This is a genomic window from Bradyrhizobium sp. KZN70725, from assembly GCF_055264925.1.
Genome location: NZ_JBUYWT010000005.1, coordinates 40742 through 60385, shown reverse-complemented (window position 1 = coordinate 60385; position 19644 = coordinate 40742). Strand labels below are relative to the sequence as shown.

16 protein-coding genes and 1 pseudogene are annotated in these 19644 nt (G+C 62.9%); 15 read left to right on the top strand and 2 right to left on the bottom strand.

All coding sequences use genetic code 11. The features are described from left to right. The first annotated feature begins 487 nt into the window (after window positions 1-487). The 3 genes from ACZBJS_RS06495 (at window position 488) to ACZBJS_RS06485 (ending at window position 1617) form a co-directional block, all read left to right on the top strand. Window positions 488-799, top strand: coding sequence for a DUF736 domain-containing protein (locus tag ACZBJS_RS06495; protein ID WP_463438590.1), 312 nt, complete (start codon window positions 488-490; stop codon window positions 797-799). A gap of 183 nt (window positions 800-982) precedes the next feature. After that, window positions 983-1237 (top strand): helix-turn-helix domain-containing protein, encoded by a 255-nt coding sequence (locus ACZBJS_RS06490; protein ID WP_463438589.1) that lies wholly within the window; start codon window positions 983-985, stop codon window positions 1235-1237. Between the two features lie 119 nt (window positions 1238-1356). Beyond that, window positions 1357-1617 carry a DNA -binding domain-containing protein gene (locus ACZBJS_RS06485; RefSeq protein WP_463438588.1) on the top strand — a complete coding sequence of 87 codons (261 nt, stop codon included), beginning with the start codon at window positions 1357-1359 and terminating at the stop codon, window positions 1615-1617. 33 nt (window positions 1618-1650) lie between these two features. Here ACZBJS_RS06485 and ACZBJS_RS06480 read toward each other — a convergent pair whose 3' ends face one another. Beyond that, the gene (locus tag ACZBJS_RS06480) at window positions 1651-1953 is read right to left on the bottom strand and encodes a hypothetical protein (protein WP_463438587.1); all 303 of its coding nucleotides are present in this window, start codon (window positions 1951-1953) and stop codon (window positions 1651-1653) included. Between the two features lie 121 nt (window positions 1954-2074). On the opposite strand from ACZBJS_RS06480, the gene ACZBJS_RS06475 reads away from it, so the two are divergent. Next, entirely contained in the window at window positions 2075-4957 is a 2883-nt protein-coding gene (locus ACZBJS_RS06475; protein WP_463438586.1) for an ATP-binding protein, read from the top strand. 24 nt (window positions 4958-4981) lie between these two features. Here the strand turns inward: ACZBJS_RS06475 and ACZBJS_RS06470 are convergent, their stop codons facing one another. Further along, window positions 4982-7834: an ATP-binding protein gene (locus ACZBJS_RS06470; protein WP_463438585.1), complete on the bottom strand. Its 2853-nt coding sequence runs from the start codon at window positions 7832-7834 to the stop codon at window positions 4982-4984. A 271-nt stretch (window positions 7835-8105) separates the two neighbouring features. Between ACZBJS_RS06470 and ACZBJS_RS06465 the strand changes: the two genes are divergently transcribed. The 11 genes and pseudogenes from ACZBJS_RS06465 to ACZBJS_RS06415 all read left to right on the top strand — a co-directional run bounded on the left by ACZBJS_RS06465 (window position 8106) and on the right by ACZBJS_RS06415 (window position 19578). Beyond that, the gene (locus ACZBJS_RS06465) at window positions 8106-9434 is read left to right on the top strand and encodes an epoxide hydrolase family protein (protein WP_463438584.1); all 1329 of its coding nucleotides are present in this window, start codon (window positions 8106-8108) and stop codon (window positions 9432-9434) included. A gap of 147 nt (window positions 9435-9581) precedes the next feature. Beyond that, entirely contained in the window at window positions 9582-10922 is a 1341-nt protein-coding gene (locus tag ACZBJS_RS06460; protein ID WP_463438583.1) for an epoxide hydrolase family protein, read from the top strand. Window positions 10923-10981: 59 nt separating this feature from the next. Continuing rightward, window positions 10982-11676, top strand: a pseudogene (locus ACZBJS_RS06455) (VOC family protein). Between the two features lie 343 nt (window positions 11677-12019). After that, a complete protein-coding gene (locus ACZBJS_RS06450; RefSeq protein WP_463438582.1) occupies window positions 12020-12313 on the top strand; it encodes a putative quinol monooxygenase in 294 nt (97 codons plus the stop codon). 179 nt (window positions 12314-12492) lie between these two features. After that, entirely contained in the window at window positions 12493-13017 is a 525-nt protein-coding gene (locus ACZBJS_RS06445; protein WP_463438623.1) for a hypothetical protein, read from the top strand. 65 nt (window positions 13018-13082) lie between these two features. Next, entirely contained in the window at window positions 13083-13730 is a 648-nt protein-coding gene (locus ACZBJS_RS06440; protein WP_463438581.1) for a cysteine hydrolase family protein, read from the top strand. Between the two features lie 294 nt (window positions 13731-14024). Further along, window positions 14025-15338, top strand: coding sequence for an epoxide hydrolase family protein (locus tag ACZBJS_RS06435; RefSeq protein ID WP_463438580.1), 1314 nt, complete (start codon window positions 14025-14027; stop codon window positions 15336-15338). Window positions 15339-15395: 57 nt separating this feature from the next. Next, complete coding sequence (locus tag ACZBJS_RS06430) at window positions 15396-16244, top strand: enoyl-CoA hydratase/isomerase family protein (protein ID WP_463438579.1); 849 nt, start codon at window positions 15396-15398, stop codon at window positions 16242-16244. A gap of 67 nt (window positions 16245-16311) precedes the next feature. Continuing rightward, a complete protein-coding gene (locus ACZBJS_RS06425; RefSeq protein WP_463438578.1) occupies window positions 16312-16773 on the top strand; it encodes a (2Fe-2S)-binding protein in 462 nt (153 codons plus the stop codon). Window positions 16774-16784: 11 nt separating this feature from the next. Beyond that, on the top strand, window positions 16785-18956 hold the full coding sequence (locus ACZBJS_RS06420; RefSeq protein ID WP_463438577.1) for a xanthine dehydrogenase family protein molybdopterin-binding subunit: 2172 nt from the start codon (window positions 16785-16787) through the stop codon (window positions 18954-18956). A 25-nt stretch (window positions 18957-18981) separates the two neighbouring features. Further along, on the top strand, window positions 18982-19578 hold the full coding sequence (locus ACZBJS_RS06415) for a redoxin domain-containing protein (RefSeq protein ID WP_463438576.1): 597 nt from the start codon (window positions 18982-18984) through the stop codon (window positions 19576-19578). Window positions 19579-19644: the final 66 nt, after the last annotated feature.

The window sequence follows — 19644 nt, the reverse complement described above, 5'->3', positions numbered from 1 at the left end:
GCTCCGCTCGTGTGATGTCTGGAGCATTGAGATTGCGGATTGTCGCATTGCTCCAGACGTAGCTTCTCCTCGGCACACGGGACTGCTACGAGGGACGCTGGTGTTTGCCGGGATACGCCTCCTAGCTGTTGATACACCAATGTTAGCATGTGCCCGATTGACCAGCTCACGTCCTTGTGCTGCGCCGATGTCGGCCGCCATGATGGTCTCCGTCAGTTCGTTCATGGCGCGTCCAACGCAACCTCGAATGGGCTGATCAGGCCCGAGGGCCGGCAAAAGCCTCGATCGCCTTCCCGCAACGGCTACGCCTGCTTTTTTCCCCTGCCGCGAAGTGGGCGGCATTCCTCGCGGGAGACAAAAAAGCAGGCTTGTCGCCGTCCTCCGCAGGCGCTGCGGGCCCAAAAGGCTGCGGGCCGATCGCTCCCCGGGCCAGGGATCGCCATCGAGGCCGCGATGGGCGCGGCCCGAGCAACCAACGGAGACTACCATGGCTACCATCGGCACCTTCACCGCTTCGGACAACGGCTACATTGGCTCGATCAAGACACTGACGCTGAACATCAAGGCACGCTTCGCCGCATCTGAGAAGGACAACGACAAGGCGCCCGACTACCGCATCTTCGCCGGTGTGACCGAGTTCGGTGCCGCCTGGAAGAAGACCGCCCGCGACAGCGACCGTGAATACCTCTCGGTCAAGCTCGACGATCCGAGCTTCCCGGCTCCGATCTACGCCTCGCTGGTGAAGGTCGAAGGCGATGAGGGCTTCATCCTGATCTGGTCGCGCCGCAGCGGCGACTGAGCCCCGAACCAAGGTCCCGGCCGGGTCGGCCGGGGCCTTTTCGGTGCCGGCGACCGAATCAGTGCTCCGCGCCGAGGCGCGGCAGGGCGCAAAGCGTCGATTCTTCTGGCGCGCGAAGCCGAGAACGACTATTATAGTCGTAGTTCTGGCAAGTGCGTTCGCGTGGGTGGGAGGTGATCATGCATGATCACCGCCCGACAATCACGGGCCGCGCGCGCGCTGCTGGGATGGACGCAGGAGACGCTCGCTGACAAGGCTCGAACGTCGCTGACCGCGCTCAAGCGCCTCGAATCCGAGAACGGGTTGGAGGTGTACGAGTCGACGCGTGACCAGGTTCGGAGGGCGCTTGAATCAGCCGGTATCGTCCTGCTCTCGACGGACAAGGGCGAAGGAGTACTGTTGCTCCATGACCGGCATGATCATCCGACGCGCCGCTAGCGGCCTTCCGGCCGTCCGCCGAAACACCGCCGGTCGTCTTCGTTCATATTGACACCAAGGACGAGTGTTAACCAATGCCTGCTGAGCGAAGCGAATATAGTCGTCCAGTGGGACATCTGATGCCGCCTTTTCTGGACGAGCCACCGGTCAGCCAAACGCTCACCGCCTATGATCGCGAGCATATGGCTCTCTATCTGCGCCTCCTCGACTCGGCGCGCGACGGCGCTGACTGGCGGGAAGCTGTCCAGCTTCTCTTCGGTCTCGATCCGACGCGTGAACCGCAGCGCTGCCGCCAAGTCCATGACGCGCATCTCGCGCGCGCACACTGGGTGACCGAACACGGGTATCGCGAGCTGGTCCGCTCAGCACGATCGCCATGATCTCGCTTAGGAATAGCTCTGTTGCAACGCGTTCTATGCAAGCACTGACTCACGCCAACGCGGATCCGGGCCTGCCGACAGTTGCCGATCCCGCTGCCGTCGGCGCTCCCAAACCACTCGCGACGCTTTCACCTGGCGCGGTTGTCCGCCGAAAAGCGTGCCGCTCCTGAAGGACATCCTCGCGGTGTCCGGGCAATCGGTTTGGCGCTCGAACCCCACCATCACGGTCGAGCTGTGGAGGTCGGCGCGGCGCACGAGCGTGATCGCGCCGGCCGTGATCTCCCGTTCTGGCGAGGCTGCCGCCACATCGCGACCGGCGAAGTCTTCCTCAGGCACTGGCAGGTCCGCGACAGGTTTGATGGTCGCAACTTTGGGCTAACCTCCACCTCGTTCCGGTCGCGCCGTCCGCGAATTTGGTATAAGGATGCTCTGCCCAATGCAGGGTCACGGGTGATCTGTGGCGAGCCGCAACGGACCAAGCCCAGTTAGACAAGTTGAGGCGGCCTCCGAGGCGTTTTCGTTCGGGCCGTTCCGCATCGTCCCGCAGGCTCGCCTGCTGGAGCGCGACGGTACGCCGACGCCGCTGGGAAGTCGTGCTTTCGACCTTCTCTGTCATTTGGTCAGTCGTGCCGGCGATGTCGTCGGCAAGGGCGAACTCATGACCAGGGCCTGGCCTGGCCTGACGGTCGACGAGAGCAGCTTGCGTTTCCATATCGCCCAACTGCGCCGTGCGCTGGGCGAGAATGAGAACGGCGAGTCCTATGTGGCAAACGTCCCCGGGCGAGGATATTGCTTCGTGGCGCCGGTGGGCCGATCAGCGCCGCCGGCCAGACAGCCCGAGCCCGACGGTGCAACGCTCCATCCCAATCTTCCCGTCCGCCCGGCGCGGATGATCGGGAGGGATGGAGACGTTCGCGCGCTGGCCGAGCAGCTGACGACGCGCCGGTTCGTCACGCTGCGAGGGCCGGGAGGTATTGGCAAGACAACGCTCGCCGTTGCGCTTGCGCATGAGCTTGGAAACCACTTCAGGGATGGCGTTCGGTTTCTAGACCTCGCGAGCCTCAAGGACCCGCACCTCGTCGCCATCACCGCCGCGTCGGCGTTCGGCCTTCTCGTTCCGGTTGGAGATCCTACGCTTCGGCTGATTGAATCGCTTCGCGACCGCGAGCTTCTGTTGGTGCTCGACGGCTGCGAACACATGGTGGAAGCGGTCGCGCGCCTCGCCGAGCAAATCTATCAATTTGCGCCAGGCGTCTCGCTGCTGGCGACAAGTCGCGAGTCCCTGGAGGTGGCAGGTGAGTTCGTATTCGTAGTCGCGCCGCTCGAGATTCCGCCCGAAAGCCACGTCGGCGAAGTCGAACTCGCGAGGTTTTCGTCCACCCGGCTTTTCACGGAATGCGCTGTGGCGGCAGGCTATCGGGCGCCCCTCACTGACGCCGATGCCGAGATCATCGCCCGTATCTGTCGCAAGCTTGATGGCGTGCCGCTCGCGATCGAGCTGGTCGCGAGCCGGCTTTCTGCACATGGCCTGAGCGAGATCGACAAACTCATCGAGGGACGACTTCGCCTTGCGTGGCGCGGACGCCGCACCGCGCCAGTCCGGCACCAGTCGTTAAGTGCCGCATTGGACTGGAGCTATGAATTCATCTCGCCGGCCGAGCGAAAGCTCCTGGAAAATCTCAGCGTCTTTCCCGGCCCGTTCACGCTCGAGGGGGCTGCTGTCCTAGCCGGCGATCGCGGCGGACCCGATACCGTTCTGGATAACCTGGAGCGGCTGATCGCCAAGTCCCTGGTGACCAGCCGCCCCCGGGCTGGCCAGGCGCGATTTCGGTTGCTGGAGACGACCCGGGCCTACGCGCTGGAAAAGCTCGCTACGTCAGGCGCGGCACACACGGCGGCGCTGAGGCATGGTCGCTACGTGCTTCAGGCGCTAAGGCCCCGGAGCTACGAGTTGGGAGGGGAGCGACCTGGCGGGTGGGCCCGTCGCGCCGAGCTGTTGGCCGACGCCCGGGCTGCGCTGGCCTGGGCTTTTTCCGATACAGGGGAGCCGGATTTGCGGATTCCCCTGGCGGCCGTCTGCGCCCGGCTGTTCGTGGAGCTGAATCTGCTTGATGAATGTCGCCTTTGGGCGGGTCGCGCGCTTGGCGCGCCGGACGACGCTCTCAAGGATCGTGCTGCGAAGGTGGAGCTGCTTTGGGCGTTCGGACACGCGGCGATGTTCACGGAGCGGAACAGTCATGAATGCGAATCCGCGCTCAGGAGCGGTCTCGAACTGGCGCAAGAAGTTGACGATTTGCAGAACCAGTTTCGGCTCCTCAGTCGGTTGCACGCCTTATACCGCCGCACGGGAGAGCGAAGGCGACTGCTTGAAGTCTCGCTGCGCGCCGATGCTCTCGCGATCGAAATCGGCGATCCGGCCGCGCGCGCCCGCGCGCACACCTATCTGGGCGTCGCTTACCACCTGACCGGCGATCAGCGCGTCGCCCGCGAGCGGCTGCAGGCAGGCGAGGCCGGTGATGCCGCGATCCCCGTGCTCCCGGTCGATCACTTCGCGTTTCCTCGCGGCACGCACATCATGTCGTGCACCAATCTCTGGCTGCTGGGCTTCCCGGATCGGGCGGTCGCTGTCGCCAACGGCCTCATGGACGTCAGCTCAAATCCCGACCTGGCGATGTATTGCGCCGGGCTTTGTTTCGCCGCGCGGGTCTACCGCTGGGTTGGAGATTTGAACGCGTTGGAGGAGGCGGCTGACCGGTTGGCGAACCATTCGCGCAAGCATGGATTCGGACCGTTCTACACTGCCTCCGTCGCACTCAAAGGCGAACTGTACGTCGCGAGCGGCGCCGTGGACCAAGGCGTCGAACTGCTGCGGCCGTCGTTGCCGCGCATGCTGGCCGAGCGCCTGGAACTTTACAGCGGCGCCGCGGCCATCGCCCTCGTCGAGGGGCTAGCGGCCCAGGGACGGCTGGCGGATGCGCTTGCCTCGATACGGGCGCGAATCGACGCCGTCGCCGCACAGGGCGACAGTTGGGAGATGCCCGAGCTTCTGCGCGTTCGCGGAGAGCTGCGGTCGAGGAGTGGTGACGTCTTGGAAGCAGATCGGGATTTGCTCGCCGCCACGGATCTGGCGGAACGGCAATCGGCCCTCTCATGGAAGCTGCGAGCCGCCATCAGTCGGGTGCGTCTCGCAGCGCAACCCAAGCCTAGGGCTCTGGCCGTCTCGGACCTGAAGCATACTTACGCTTGTTTCGTGGAAGGGTTTGACACGGCAGATCTTCGCGCCGCCCGGCATCTCCTGCAAGAGCCCTCGCCGACGGACCTCAGCTGTCGGCAACGATGACGACTAAATCTGATCTCAAGCGGTTTAAGCCAAGCTTGCCAACAAACGGTCCGCGGCTTTGAGATCGGCTGTATCAAAGCCCTCGGTGAATTCTGCGTATACCCGTTGCAGCAGCGCCCGTCCGGATTGGGCCTTTCCCCGGTCGGCCAACAGCTTTGCCAAGTCCGTCGCGGCGCGCAATTCCCATGCGCGCGCGCCCTGGCGGTGACTCAATTCGAGCGCCTGCATATAGCAGCGTTCTGCATCTTCGCTGCTTGGCTGCGGCATCGACAAGAATAGGCCGCCTTTGACGCGCAGCAATTCCGGCATGTGGTACATCTCGCCATTGGAGTCTACACGTCGAATGGTCTCGTCGATAAGGACCATAGCTTCCGTTGCCTGAGCAGCCGTCGCAAGCCCTTGCGCAAGCGACAAATTGAACTCTGTCAGCAGCAGTTCGTGACGCGTTGCGTGGATTGTCTCCAGAGCTGCCTTTAAGTTCCTGACCCCTTCCTTTGTATCGCCGCGGTGGATCGCGAGCTCCGCCTTGCGGCACCGTCCCACTGCCATAAGCGGTTCCATGGCATTGGCTTCGGCATGGGAGAATGACAGGTCGACGTGGTATTGGGCGCTGTCGAGATCACCGGCCCAACGAAAAATCGCCGCCGCGCCAATCAAGACGAGCGCCAGCGCTGCCGGATGCCCCCTGGCCTCTGAGGCCTTGACCGCCTCGCGCGCGTGCTCCAGCGCCTGAGTCGGGTAACCTTGCAGCCATAGTGTTCGCCCCAGTGCAATGCCCGCCCGATAGTGGCGATCGTAGCCAAGATAGATCGAACTGCGTTGGGATTGCGACAGCACCTGCATTAAACAATCGAGCTCTACACGTGAGCCACCAAGGTCGCCGGTCGCCTGCAGCGATCTGCCTAGAATGGAGTGGGCCAGCGCCATGATCGCTGGATCTCCGGAAGCATCAGCAATGGTTCGGCAGCGCTTCGCGTATTGAAGCGCAGTCCCGAAATTGCCTCTGCGGGAGTGGAACATGTGCTCCATGCCGAGCAACCCGGCTTGATTGACGACGTCACCGTGTTCTTCGGCAATCGCCAAGCTTCTGTTCAGGGCTTCGTTCGCTGAGTCGGTGTCTCCATACATCTGCATTGACGAAAGTCCGAGGCCCGCCTGGAGGTGCATCTCCTCAATGCCTCCAAGCGCAGCTTCGTCGAGGACTTGAATGGCGCGTTGCGACCAGCGGTGACATTCCGGTAACAGCGACATCGCCAGGAAAACCTGTACCGCGGCAGCTGCCAATCTAACACCGACTACTGCATTTCCGGTTGGACCGAAGCACCATTCAAGCGCAGCGCGGACATTGTTCATGCCGGCGAAATGGGATGCCCGTTCGATTCCACTCGACAAAGTCGACCATTCGCTTCCCTGCTGTTCGAGCCACTCTCTGCAATATGTCGCATGCCGCACAGCCAAGTCGGTAACATCGGCGTCGCTAATGTGGATGCCGAGAGCGTAGGCGCGCGTCGTGTCCAGAAGCCGGTAGCGCAACGTGGCTCCCAAGTGGCGCGCCGCAATCATCGACTTTGCGACAAGGCTATCGATGGCACTCAAAATGGCGGGCTGATCGAGGTCCGTGCCGGTCACGACTGCCAGCGCCGCATCGAGCGTAAAATTGCCCACGAACACGGCAAGCCGGCGGAGTACGGTGCGCTCCGTTTCGGAAAGTAGCCCGTAACTCCAATCGAGCGTAGCCTGCAGCGTCTTTTGCCGCGGTGGCGCAGTCCGCGGTCCAACCCACAGGAGGGTCAGCCGCTGGTCCAGCAGCGCCGCAGTCTGATGCACGCCGTAGGCTTCGACCCGTCGCGCCGCGAGCTCGATCGCGAGTGCCACACCGTCAAGCTTTCGGCACATGCGCACGACGACGGCCGTCTCCGCGTCGCTGAAGTCCAACCGGGCGCCGCTCGCCAGGGCGCGCTCGACGAACAGCTGGATCGCCGGAAATGTCCGGGCAACTGTCGAGGTAGGCGCCGCGTCGTCGGGCGGACACGCCAACGGGTCCAGCCGGTGGACATGCTCGCCTTCGACCTGAAGGGCCTCGCGGCTCGTCGCCAGGATATGAACGTTCGGTGCAGATGCAAAGATGGTCGAGGCGAGGACGGCCACTGCCTCGACCAGATGCTCGCAGGTGTCGAGGATTAGCAGAATTCGCTTGTCCCGTAGATAGGCTATCAGGCTCGGCGCTGCATCGCTGGATTGCACGGACAATCCTAGCAGCGAGGCGATGATGGTCCCCACCAGAGCGGGATCGCTCGTCATGCTGAGATCGACAAAGAGCACGGCGCCCGCAAAAGAATCCATCATTTGATGCCCGATCGCGATTGCAAGCGTTGTCTTGCCGACACCTCCGGAGCCGACGATCGTCACAAAGCGTGTCGCGTATAGCCGCGCCGGGAGCCTTCGAACGTCATCCTCGCGGTCGATCATTTCGGTGAGGCGACCAGGCAGGTTCGCATGCCGAAAAGCTGCTTGCGGAGGCTTTGGGGGTTGGCTCCCTTCGTCCGACCTCGAATCCGGCGCCACAAAGCGGTAGCCTCTTCCCGATTCCGTCGTGATATATCGAGCGCCGTCCTTTCCGTCGCCCAGCGCCTTGCGCAGGTTCGCGATGTGAAACCGGAGACTGCCTTCCTCTACGATGACATCGGGCCAAGCCTTCGCCAGCAAATCATTTTTGCTGATCAGCTCGTTGGGGCGTGACAACAGGATAACCAATATGTCGAAGGCCCTTGAGCTCAGCTCTACGGGAGCGCCGTCCCTTGTCAGCCGCCTCTCGCCGGTCAGCAGGCTGAAAGGGCCGAACGATATGATTTCTTGGCTTTGCACGACCGGCGTCATTTGGCGTAGTTGCCTCGTAGCTCACTGTTCCCGCTTGCATTTTTAGTTTAGGGGCGGGGTCCGCGCCATAGCAAATACTTTCGTTGGTGCACCGCCCTCGTCGGCGCAAATTGCAAAGCGTGAAGTGTATCGCCACTCGCAACAGCTAACGGCCGCTAACAACGCATAACGAGCAATTTCCCGCCTCCAGCACCAATGTCATGGCGCAGGAAGCGGACCAGCCAGCCTTGGCTCGGTCCGCGCGATGCAACCAAGCCAGGGAGATTTCACCATGCGCACGCGACCGGGTTCCGAAGTCATCGATCACGATCGGCGCCAGCTCTTGAGCACCGCCGCGATGGGAATCGCAGCTGCGGGCGCTGCCAGCCTTTTTCCTTCGTATCCGGCGCTCGCTGGAACGAGTGACGCAATCCGCCCCTTCCGTGTCAGCTTTCCGGAAGAGGCGCTGGTCGATCTGCGCCGGCGCATCAATGCGACAAACTGGCCTGAGCGGGAGACCGTTCCGGACCAGTCGCAAGGCGTGCAGCTCGCGACGATGCGGGAACTGGCGCACTATTGGGCGACGGATTACGACTGGCGCAAGATAGAGGCGCGGCTCAATGCCTTGCCGCAGTTCATCACCGAGATCGACGGGCTGGACATTTATTTCATCCACGTTCGTTCGAAGCATGAAGGTGCTTTGCCGCTCATCGTCACGCACGGATGGCCGGGTTCGATTATCGAGCAGTTGAAGATCATCGATCCTTTGACCAACCCCACAGCATACGGCGCGAGTGCGTCGGACGCCTTCCATTTGGTCATTCCGTCAATGCCGGGCTACGGCTTTTCAGGCAAGCCGACGGGTACTGGTTGGGGTCCCGAGCGGATGGCCCGCGCCTGGACAGAACTGATGAAGCGCCTCGGCTACACCAGCTACGTCGCCCAGGGCGGCGATTGGGGAGCGTTTGTCGTTGACCAGATGGGCTTGCAGGCCCCCGCGGGGCTGCTCGCCATCCACACCAATATGCCGGCCACGGTCCCTGTTGACGTCGACAAGGCTCTCGGGGCCGGCAGCCCACCGCCGGCCGATCTCTCGGCCGAGGAACGACGCGCCTACGAGCAGCTGGTCAGGACTTTCAAGCAAGTCGACTACGCGAGGCTGATGGCCTCACGTCCGCAGACCCTCTACGGCATCGCGGATTCACCCGTTGGCCTCGCGGCCTGGCTGCTCGATCATAATGATGCCGGCGGCCAGCCGGCCGTGGCGGTTGCTTCGGCCCTAAACCGGACCACGAGCGCTACAGGCGAACTGACGCGTGACGAGATCCTCGATAACATCACGCTTTACTGGCTGACGAAGACGGGGGTCTCTGCGTCCCGTCTCTATTGGGAATACAAGGGCGGATTCTTCAATGCGAAGGGCGTCGCAATCCCGGTGGCCGTGAGCGTTTTTCCCGGCGAGCAATATCAGGCGCCACGGAGCTGGACCGAACAGGCCTATCCCAAGCTCATCTATTACAACAAGGTCGAGAAAGGCGGGCACTTTGCCGCCTGGGAGCAACCGCAACTCTTTGCGCAAGAGGTCCGCGCGGGCTTCCGGTCCTTGCGCAAGGCGACATGACGGCGCGGCGCGCGCAAACGCGCGCGCCGAGTACCGTGCAACGCGATCAAACGGCCTCCAACCGCCGATATGGGGAATTTCTTCAGCCTATGCGCAACGTCGTGGCGCCGAAGCTGCCACTCAATACAGCGAGCCAGGAGAATTACCATGCGCATGCAATCAGGTTCCGAAGTCATCGATCAGGGCCGACGCCAGCTTTTGAGCACCGCCTCAATCGGACTCGCCGCCGCTGCCGCTATCAGCGTGTTTCCCTCATCCGCGGTCGCGGTCGCGCCGGGCGATGTGTTCCGCCCGTTCCGAATCAACATTGCAGAAGAGGACCTCATCGACCTTCGGCGACGCCTGGCGGCGACCCGATGGCCGGAGAAGGAGCCCGTAACCGATGACTCTCAGGGTGTACCACTGGCGATGCTCCAGGATCTCGTCAGCTACTGGCGGACGGACTACGACTGGCGCAAGGTCGAAGCGCGGCTCAACGCGCTGCCGCAGTTCATCACCGAAATCGACGGGCTCGAGATCCATTTCATTCACGTGCGCTCGAAGCACGACAACGCGCTGCCGATGATCGTCACCCATGGCTGGCCCGGCTCCGTGATCGAGCAGATGAAGATCATCGATCCCCTGACCAATCCGACCGCAAACGGCGGCAGCGCCGACGACGCCTTCCACCTCGTGATCCCGTCGATACCGGGCTATGGTTTCTCCGGCAAACCGACGACCACCGGCTGGAACCCGGTTCGCATCGCGCGCGCCTGGGTCGTGCTGATGAAGCAGCTCGGTTACAGGAAATTCGTCGCGCAAGGCGGCGACTGGGGTTCGCCAATCACAAATGAAATGGCCAAGCTCGGCGCGCCGGAATTGCTCGGCATTCACGTCAATTTGCCCGCCGTCGTTCCGCCCGAGATCTTCAAAGCAGTGGCGTCCGGCGATCCCGCTCCGGCAAATCTGTCGGAGGACGAGAAGCACGCCTTCGACCAACTCAAGATCCAATTCGGCAAGCGCCGCGCTTATGCGCAGATCATGGGGACGCGCCCGCAGACGCTGGCGGGGCTCACGGATTCGCCGGCCGGACTTGCGGCCTGGCTGCTCGATCATGGCGACGGCTATGCACAGCCGGCGTCGGCGATGCAATCGGCGGTGCTCGGGCGCGCGGTGAACGGACATCCCGCGGGCGCGTTGACGCGTGAAGACGTGCTCGACAACATCACGCTGTACTGGCTGACCAACACCGCGATCTCCTCGGCGCGGCTCTATTGGGAAAACAAGACCAACCTCTATCTGCCAGCGGGCGTCACGATCCCGGCCGCGGTGACTGCCTTTCCCGGCGAGAGTTTTGTGGCGCCGAAGAGCTGGGCTGAGAAGGCCTATCACAAGCTGATCTATTTCCATAAGGCCGAAGCCGGCGGACACTTCGCGGCATGGGAGCGGCCCGACATCTTCAGCAGAGAGGTTCGCGACGCTTTCCGGCCGCTGCGCAACACAATTTGAGAGCCACCTGGCGCGCATGCTGCGCGCGCCGCTCCGCCCATACCTAGAGGAGGGAACCGATGACCGACGTCAAGGAAACAACCAGGACAACCGCAATCGAGACGAAGAGCGAACGGACCGTCGACATGAAGCTCGAGGTCATCGTCATCCCTGTTTCGGATGTCGACCGCGCAAAGGCGTTTTACGCCAGCCTTGGATGGAGATTGGACGCCGACTTCGCATCCGGTGACGACTGGCGCGTGATCCAGTTCACGCCGCCTGGGTCGCCATCCTCGGTCATCTTTGGCAGGAATGTCACGGCGGCGGCGCCAGGCTCCGCCCGTGGATTGTACCTGATCGTGTCCGACATCGAGGCCGCCCGCAAGGACCTGCTCCAACGGGCGTCGAGGTCAGCGCGGCGTTTCACCCCGCTGCCGACGTGCACGCTGGAACGGACGAGCCCTATTTGTCGGGGCGGCTCCGGGTTCTCGGCCCGGATCCCGAGCGCGGGAGCTATCGTTCATACGCTTCGTTCAGCGATCCGGATGGAAATGGTTGGTTGTTCCAGGAGATCACCGCGCGATTGCCAGGACGCGTGGACGTCGACGACACCACCTTCACCTCGTCGACCGACCTCGCCGCAGCGCTCCGGCGCGCGGCGGCTGCGCATGGCGAGCACGAGAAGCAAACCGGCGGCCAGCACGATGTGAACTGGCCCGACTGGTACGCCGAGTACATCGTCCGCGAGCGGGCCGGCAAGGCGCTGCCGTCATAAGCCGCGGCGGAAGTCTCTACACGAGCTCCATAAGCAGGACGTTGGCGAAGGTGATGCGAGCCATAACAACGGCGGCGCCGATCGTAGGAAGCATTTTTGTGCAGCACGTGGCGCGCACCCAGCAGGCGGGAATCGAACGAGCCGACCAGCATCGTCGCGATCTCGGCGTCCCCGCGCGCGAGGCTGTTTAGGTGCGCGCCGGCCTTTGACGCGAGTGCGCCCTTCGGCAAGCACAGGCATCCGAGTGAAGAGATCCTTTGTTCTCGAGGGCGCGCCGGAGCATCGAGTCGAGGAGAAGCCGCCGGGTTTGCACCAAGACTACACGGTAGAGGAGGGAGCGGGTATGTCCAAACTTGCGATCATCGGGACAATTGAAGTCACGCCGGGGCGGAGGGATCGCCTCCTGCCCTTGCTCATGGCGCACCGCGCCCGTTCCTTGAAGGATGAACCTGGAACCCTGCAATTCGAAGTCTTGGCACCTCGCGAGGACGATACACGAGTGCTGATCTATGAAGTCTATCGGGACGACGCCGCATTCGAGGTGCATCGGAATGGACCATCCATCGCACGGTGGCGCGAAGAGACTGCCGGAATGGTCGTGAAGATTCACGGGACGTGGTGTGCACTCGTGGAATAGGGCGTGGAACGGCCGCGGCTCGCAACCACTAACGATCCCTAACAACCCATAACGGGCGATTTCCCCTTTTCTGCGCGAATATCATGCCCTGCCAACCGGACCAGCCGAGCCACCGCTCGGTCCACGCAATGCAAATGAAGATAGGGAGACCCACAATGGATACGCAAGCAGACTACGACATGACTGACGATCAAATCGTTGATTCGAGCTTCAAGGCGGTTATCAACGCCCCGATCGACAAGATCGACATTCCGGCTTGGTGCTTCGGTCTGTCGGAGCAGGAGTATCAGGGCTGTTCCCCCGCGCACATCGCCGCGGGATTCACGACGGCGCCAGACGGCAAGCGAATGTCCATCAACGTCGAAATCATTGGCGGCAGCCTGATGGTGCAGCACTACGTCGAGACCCTCGGCCGCAAAGACCACTTGATACTCGATTCCGTCTCCGACGTCTTCACGCCGAATGGACGAACAGCCATTCACGTGACGTGGGAGTTGAGCGTCAAGCAGATCGGCCCGGGGAAGTCTGAATTTACCAACCGGGTCAGGTCATACGCAACGGACGAGTTCAGGACGTTCCTCGCGCGGCAGGGCATCCCGTTCGATCAATTTCGCGCGCAGCGCCAACCCGCTTCGATCGCCCACAATCAAAGTGAAACGCCGCTGTTCGCAGCCAGCATCGAGCGGGCCGCGCTCAAGGAGTGACGTTACAGATCTCAATGTCGAGAGCCATATGACACCACCTTGCGTAGGATACTGGGAGAGCCGCGATGAAAGTAACATACAGCAGGCAGCATACCGCACTTCTGGTGATCGATCCGTTCAACGATTTCATTTCCGAGGGAGGCAAAGTCTGGGATCGCCTGAAGGCTGTTGCGGAAGCGAACGACTGCATTCCTCACATGCTGCAGGTCCTGAATGCCGCGCGAACGGCGGGGCTTCGCATCTTTTACGCGCCGCACCATCGATACCGTCCGGGCGATTATGAGACCTGGAAGTACGTTGCGCCCATTCAGAGGGCGGCCTGGTCCCGAAAGACCTTCGAGTACGGCACGTGGGGCGGCGAGTTCAGGAGCGAATTTGAGCCGCAACCTGGCGATATCGTAGCCCAGGAGCATTGGTGTTCCAGCGGCTTTGCCAACACCGATCTGGATCTGCAACTCAAGAGACACGGCATCCAGCAGATCATCGTCATCGGCCTCATCGCACATACCTGCGTCGAGGCCACCGTTCGCTTTGCCGCAGAGCTCGGCTACGACGTCACAATGGTGAAAGACGCGACGGCGAGTTACTCGGATAAGGAGATGCACGCCGCTCTCGACGTGAATATCCCGAACTACGCCAGCGCCGTCTTGACGGCAAATCAAATCGTGGAATCGCTCTCCTCTGTCCAAACCATGGAGAAGAGTGCGCCGTGAGTCTTGCCTGACGGGAGGGATCGCCGCAGCATTCCTCCCGCCGCCGACGCGCACGCTGGCATGAACGAGCCCGATCTGCTTGAGCGGCTTCGGGTCAGCAGTTTGGGTGACCGGCACGATGCAGGCTGACCGGCACTCATCGCCATTCCATCGTCGGGCGGGGCCCGCACCTCGCAACGGCTAACGACCTCTAACAACACATAACGAGCTATTTTTCGGCTTCGGGGCGAAGGTCGTCCGGCAGTTGAGGGGCAACTCGGTCAACACAGGTCACCGAAGCCAGGGAGATTCACGATGCGCTCGCTACAACGTTCGGAAGTCGTCAACCATGACCGACGTCAGCTCCTGGGCACGGCCGCGATGGGACTGGTTGTCGCAGGCGCCGCAAGTCTGCTTCCGTTCGGTGTGGCGCGGGCCGGATTGAGCGACGCGATCCGCCCGTTCCGTGTCAACGTCCCCGAAGAGGCGCTCGTTGACCTGCGCCGGCGCCTCGCCGCCACGCGCTGGCCGGACAAGGAGATCGTCACTGACCAGTCCCAGGGCGTGACGTTGACGACCATCCAGCAGCTCGCGAAGTATTGGCAGTCCGACTACGATTGGCGGAAGGTGGAGGCGCGGCTCAACGCCTTGCCGCAGTTCGTCACCGAGATCGACGGGGTCGACATTCATTTCATCCACGTTCGGTCGAAGCATGAGAATGCGCTGCCGATCATCGTCACGCATGGCTGGCCCGGCTCGATCATCGAGCAACTGAAGATCATCGATCCCTTGACCGATCCCACGGCGCATGGCGGCAGTGCATCGGATGCCTTCCACGTGGTGATCCCGTCGATCCCGGGCTACGGGTTTTCCGGCAAGCCGGCCACGCTTGGGTGGGACCCCGTCCGCGTCGCACGAGCGTGGATTGTGCTGATGAAGCGTCTCGGGTACGCGCGTTATGTGGCGCAAGGCGGCGATTGGGGCAATGCCGTCACCGAACAGATGGCGCTACAGACACCTCCGGAACTACTTGGCATTCACACCAATATGCCTGCGACCGTGCCGGCCGACATTGCAAAGGCACTGCAGCCCGGCGGCTCGCCGCCATCCGGCCTCTCCGCCGAGGAACTCCACGCCTACGACCAGCTCGACTCTTTCTACAAGCACGGCCTCGGCTACGCCATCGAGATGGCGAACCGGCCGCAGACGCTGCAGGGGATCGTGGATTCCCCTTCGGGCCTGGCGAGCTGGATCCTCGACCATGACGCGCGCAGCCAGGAGCTCATGGCGCGCGCCTTCGACGGACGTGCCGAAGGCCTGACGCGGGACGACATTCTCGACAACATCACGCTGTACTGGCTGACGAACACGGCGATCTCTTCGGCGCGTCTCTATTGGGAGAACAAGCTGGCCTTCTTCGAGCCGAAGCACGTCTCGATTCCGGTGGCCGTGAGCGTCTTTCCGGACGAGCTTTATGCGGCCCCGCGGAGCTGGGCGGAGCGGGCGTATCCCAAGCTCATCCACTACAACAAGCTCGACAAGGGTGGGCACTTCGCGGCCTGGGAGCAGCCCGCTGTGTTCAGCGCGGAGCTGCGCGCGGCGTTCAAGCCACTGCGCCAACTGATTTGAAGCGGACATGACGCGCACCGAAACGGTGCGCGTCCCATTAGGCCAGGGGAGCACGCCATGAATAGTCCCGAACGGGCACCAGCAACACGCCGGATCCAGCTCGAACGTCGCCTGCCGTCGTACTGGCGGGTGACTTTCGATCATCCGCCGCTCAACATCTTCGGCCCCGAGACGATCCCGCAACTCGACGAGATCGTCACGTCGCTCGAGATGGATCGGGATGTGAAGGTTGTTGTGTTTGACAGTGCGGTCGAGGACTTCTTCCTGACGCACTACGACTTCTTCGCGCCCCTCGCGGCATCAACGAGCCTGCCTCCGGGGTCGACGGGCCTTCAGGCGCTCCCCGACATACTGGCCCGTCTCAGCCGGGCTCCCGTCGCCTCCATCGCCTCGATCCGCGGGCGCGCCACCGGCGTGGGAAACGAGCTGGCGCTGGCGAGCGACATGCGTTTCGCGAGCCGCGAAAAGGGGATACTCTCGCAATGGGAGGTCGGCGCCGGCCTGGTGCCGGGTGGCGGACCAATGGCACGGCTGCCGCGCCTGATCGGCCGTGGCCGTGCGCTGGAAGTGCTGCTTGGCGCCGATGACATCGGCGGCGACCTCGCGGAGCGCTACGGCTATGTCAATCGATCGCTGCCGGACGTCGAACTCGACGGCTTCGTCGATGCGCTGGCAAGGCGGATCGCCTCATTCGACAAGCAGGCGATCGTCGACACCAAACGCCTGGTCAATGCCGCCAGCCTGCCGTCCGATGCAGACATCGCGCCCGAATGGGACGCCTTCCTGGAATCTGTTCAGCGTCCCGCCAGCCAGGCGCGGATCAAGGCGTTGCTGGAGCGCGGCTTCCACCATCCTGGCGATGTCGAGAACCGGCTTGGCTATCACATCGGCCAATTGGGCAATTGAAAGCAGGTTTGAACGAGGGCCCGCGCACCCGCGAGGCGCATGGGCCGTGACACCAAGGAGAGGACATATGGCCTTCACCATCAATGTTAATGGACAAGCCCACCAAGTCGATGTCGACGGCGACACGCCGCTGCTGTGGGTGCTGCGCGACGTGCTCGGCATGACTGGAACCAAGTTCGGCTGCGGCATGGCGCTGTGCGGCGCCTGCACCGTGCATATCGACGGCGTGGCCACGCGGTCGTGCATCACCACCGTCGACAGCATCGAAACGGCAAAGGTGACCACCATCGAGGCGGTCGGCGCGACGCCGGCAGGCGCACAGATCCAGAAAGCGTGGCTCGACCACGAGGTGGTCCAGTGCGGCTACTGCCAATCCGGACAGATCATGTCGGCGTCCGCGCTGCTCGCCAGCAAGCCGCAGCCGACCGATGCCGACATCGACGATGCCATGAGCGGCAACATCTGCCGCTGCGGCACCTACGTGCGGATCCGCGAGGCCATCAAGCTCGCCGCGCAGGCGAACAAGTAAGGAGACCGGCCATGATCTTCGATCGTATCGCGTCACGCAATGACGACACCAGCCTGTCCCGCCGCAGCTTCCTCGCGTCCGGCGCCGCCCTTGGCGGCGGCTTGGTGTTGAGCCTGAGCCTGCCGTTCGGCCGAAGCGACGCCGCCACGGCTGACGGTCTTGCGCCCAACGCCTTCATCCGCATCGGTAATGATGGCCAGGTCGTGCTGACCATGCCCTATGTCGAGATGGGGCAGGGCACCTACACCTCGATCCCGATGCTGATTGCTGAAGAACTCGAAGTCAGCCTGAAGCAGGTGCGCCTCGAACACGCGCCGCCCAACGAAAAGCTCTATGCCAACCCACTGCTCGGGGTGCAGGCGACGGGCAATTCGAACGCGATGCGCGGGGCCTGGAAGCCGATGCGTCAAGCGGGCGCGGCCGCCAGGACCATGCTGGTCGAAGCTGCGGCCAAGCGTTGGGGTGTCGATGAGAAGTCCTGCCAGGCGCAGGACGGTGCGGTGGTTCATGCAACCACCGGACGCCGCCTCACCTACGGTGAACTGGCCGCGGAGGCGGCCGCGCTGCCGGTACCGTCGAACGTCACGCTGAAATCGCCGGCCGATTTCAAGCTCATCGGGACGCGCGCAAAGCGGCTCGACGCACCCGGTAAGGTCAACGGCACTGCGACCTATGGCATCGACGCTCGGCCGGCGGGCGTGAAGATCGCGACGCTGACGCAATCGCCGGTGTTCGGCGGCCGCGTCAAGAGTGTGGACGATACGGCCGCGAAGGCGGTCAAGGGTGTGCGCCAGATCGTGCGGCTGGACGACGCGGTCGCGGTGGTGGCCGATCATATGGGTGCGGCGAAGAAGGGTCTCGCCGCGCTCAAGATCGAGTGGGACGAGGGCACCCATGCCGGGCTCGACACCCAAACCATCGCGCGTGAGCTCGATCAGGCGACGCTCGGTTCGGGCGCGGTGGCGCAGAACGTCGGCGATGCAGACAAGGCGATGGCAGGTGCCGCGACCAAGGTCGAGGCAAGCTATCAGGTGCCGTTCCTGGCCCATGCGACCATGGAGCCAATGAACTGCACGGTGCACTTTCGCAAAGATGAGTGCGAAATCTGGATCGGCAGCCAGGCGATGGCGCGGGTCCAGGCGCTGGCCGCGAAGGCCGCGGGTCTGCCGCAGGAGAAGGTCATTGTCCATAATCACCTGATCGGCGGCGGCTTCGGCCGGCGGCTCGAGGCTGATGGCGCGATCCGCGCGGTCGAGATCGCCAAGCAAGTCGATGGTCCCGTGAAGGTGGTGTGGACGCGCGAGGAAGATATCCAGCACGACATGTACCGTCCCTACTGGTTCGACCGCATTTCGGCCGGGTTGGACGCGCGGGGCAGGCCGGTGGCATGGAAGAACCGCTTCGCCGGCTCGTCGGTGATCGCGCGGTGGCTGCCTCCCGCCTTCAACAAGGGTCTCGATCCCGACTCGACCGAAGGCGCGATCGACCTGGTCTACGACCTGCCGAACTTCCATGTGGAGTTTGTGCGCGTGGAACCCCCTGGTATTCCGACGGCGTTCTGGCGCAGCGTCGGGCCGTCGCACAACGTCTTCGTCGCCGAAAGCTTTATCGACGAGCTCGCGTTGGCGACAAAGCAGGATCCGGTGGCCTATCGCCGCGCGCTGCTCGACAAATCGCCACGTGCAAAGGCCGTTCTCGATCTCGCTGCGGAAAAAGCCGGCTGGGGACAGAAGTTGCCGGAGCGCGTCGGGCGCGGTGTCTCGCTGCAAAACGTGTTCGGCAGCTACATGGCCCAGGTTGCCGAGGTGGACGTTGCAAAGGACGGCACGGTCCGCGTTCGTCGCGTTGTTTGCGCGATCGATTGCGGCACGGTCGTCAATCCGGATACGGTGCAGGCGCAAATCCAGAGCGGTGTCATCTTCGGCGCGACGGCCGCCCTCTATGGCGAGATCACGCTCAAGAACGGCCGTGTCGAACAGACGAACTTCGACACCTATCAGATGATCCGCATCAATGAGGCACCGGCAATCGAGGTCCACGTCGTCAAGAGTACCGAGCCGCCGGGCGGCTTGGGCGAGAACGGGACATCGGCGATTGTTCCCGCCATTGCCAATGCGATCTTTGCGGCAACGGGCAAGCGCCTGCGCAAGATGCCGGCCGATGCCAGCTTGCTGAAGGCATAGGCTCGCAACGTCGGAGGACTTCACAATGCGGCCCGATATGGTTCCAGGCACAGTCTTCCCCGACTATGAGCTCGCCGACCACACCGCAAAACGTCGAAAGCTGTCGGAGCTGCAGGGCGGGGATCCGATGATCCTCGTCCTCAGCCGCGGCGGCTTTTGTCCAAAGGACCGCCGGCAGTCGGAGGGGCTTGTCCAGCTCCATCGCGAAATGGAAGTCGGTTATTGCCGGCTGGTGACGATCAGCACCGACAACATCACAGAGACCAGCGAAAATCGCAGTGGCATCGGCGCGCATTGGCCGTTCCTCTCCGATCCGCGGCGCGTCGTCCAGAAGGACCTCGACATCGCTGAGTACACCGATCCCGTGCACAATCCCATGATTCCTCATGTGGTCGTGCTCGAGCCTGATCTCGTCATCCACAAGATCTACAACGGCTACTGGTTCTTCGGTCGGCCGACGATGGAAGAACTCCGTCAGGACCTGCGTGCCGTCACCAGGAAATGCCGGCCCGATTGGGATATCACCACGCCGGAGCTGAAGGCTGCGTGGCAGCAAGGCCGTAAGGACATTTTCTATCCTTACGGCAAACGCTTCACGCAAACTCTCGGTGAAGGGGAATAGCTTGCGCTGCCGGTAGTCTCGAAGGCGCGAGCATACCGAAAATTTGAACTCGATCACCGCCGCACC

Bases quoted from the DNA above. Each gene is read 5' to 3' on its own strand.
- ACZBJS_RS06495 (WP_463438590.1), top strand. From the start codon at position 488: ATGGCTACCATCGGCACCTTCACCGCTTCGGACAACGGCTACATTGGC.
- ACZBJS_RS06490 (WP_463438589.1), top strand. From the start codon at position 983: ATGATCACCGCCCGACAATCACGGGCCGCGCGCGCGCTGCTGGGATGG.
- ACZBJS_RS06485 (WP_463438588.1), top strand. From the start codon at position 1,357: ATGCCGCCTTTTCTGGACGAGCCACCGGTCAGCCAAACGCTCACCGCC.
- ACZBJS_RS06470 (WP_463438585.1), bottom strand. From the start codon at position 7,834: ATGACGCCGGTCGTGCAAAGCCAAGAAATCATATCGTTCGGCCCTTTC.
- ACZBJS_RS06465 (WP_463438584.1), top strand. From the start codon at position 8,106: ATGCGCACGCGACCGGGTTCCGAAGTCATCGATCACGATCGGCGCCAG.
- ACZBJS_RS06460 (WP_463438583.1), top strand. From the start codon at position 9,582: ATGCGCATGCAATCAGGTTCCGAAGTCATCGATCAGGGCCGACGCCAG.
- ACZBJS_RS06450 (WP_463438582.1), top strand. From the start codon at position 12,020: ATGTCCAAACTTGCGATCATCGGGACAATTGAAGTCACGCCGGGGCGG.
- ACZBJS_RS06445 (WP_463438623.1), top strand. From the start codon at position 12,493: ATGACTGACGATCAAATCGTTGATTCGAGCTTCAAGGCGGTTATCAAC.
- ACZBJS_RS06440 (WP_463438581.1), top strand. From the start codon at position 13,083: ATGAAAGTAACATACAGCAGGCAGCATACCGCACTTCTGGTGATCGAT.
- ACZBJS_RS06435 (WP_463438580.1), top strand. From the start codon at position 14,025: ATGCGCTCGCTACAACGTTCGGAAGTCGTCAACCATGACCGACGTCAG.
- ACZBJS_RS06430 (WP_463438579.1), top strand. From the start codon at position 15,396: ATGAATAGTCCCGAACGGGCACCAGCAACACGCCGGATCCAGCTCGAA.
- ACZBJS_RS06425 (WP_463438578.1), top strand. From the start codon at position 16,312: ATGGCCTTCACCATCAATGTTAATGGACAAGCCCACCAAGTCGATGTC.
- ACZBJS_RS06420 (WP_463438577.1), top strand. From the start codon at position 16,785: ATGATCTTCGATCGTATCGCGTCACGCAATGACGACACCAGCCTGTCC.
- ACZBJS_RS06415 (WP_463438576.1), top strand. From the start codon at position 18,982: ATGCGGCCCGATATGGTTCCAGGCACAGTCTTCCCCGACTATGAGCTC.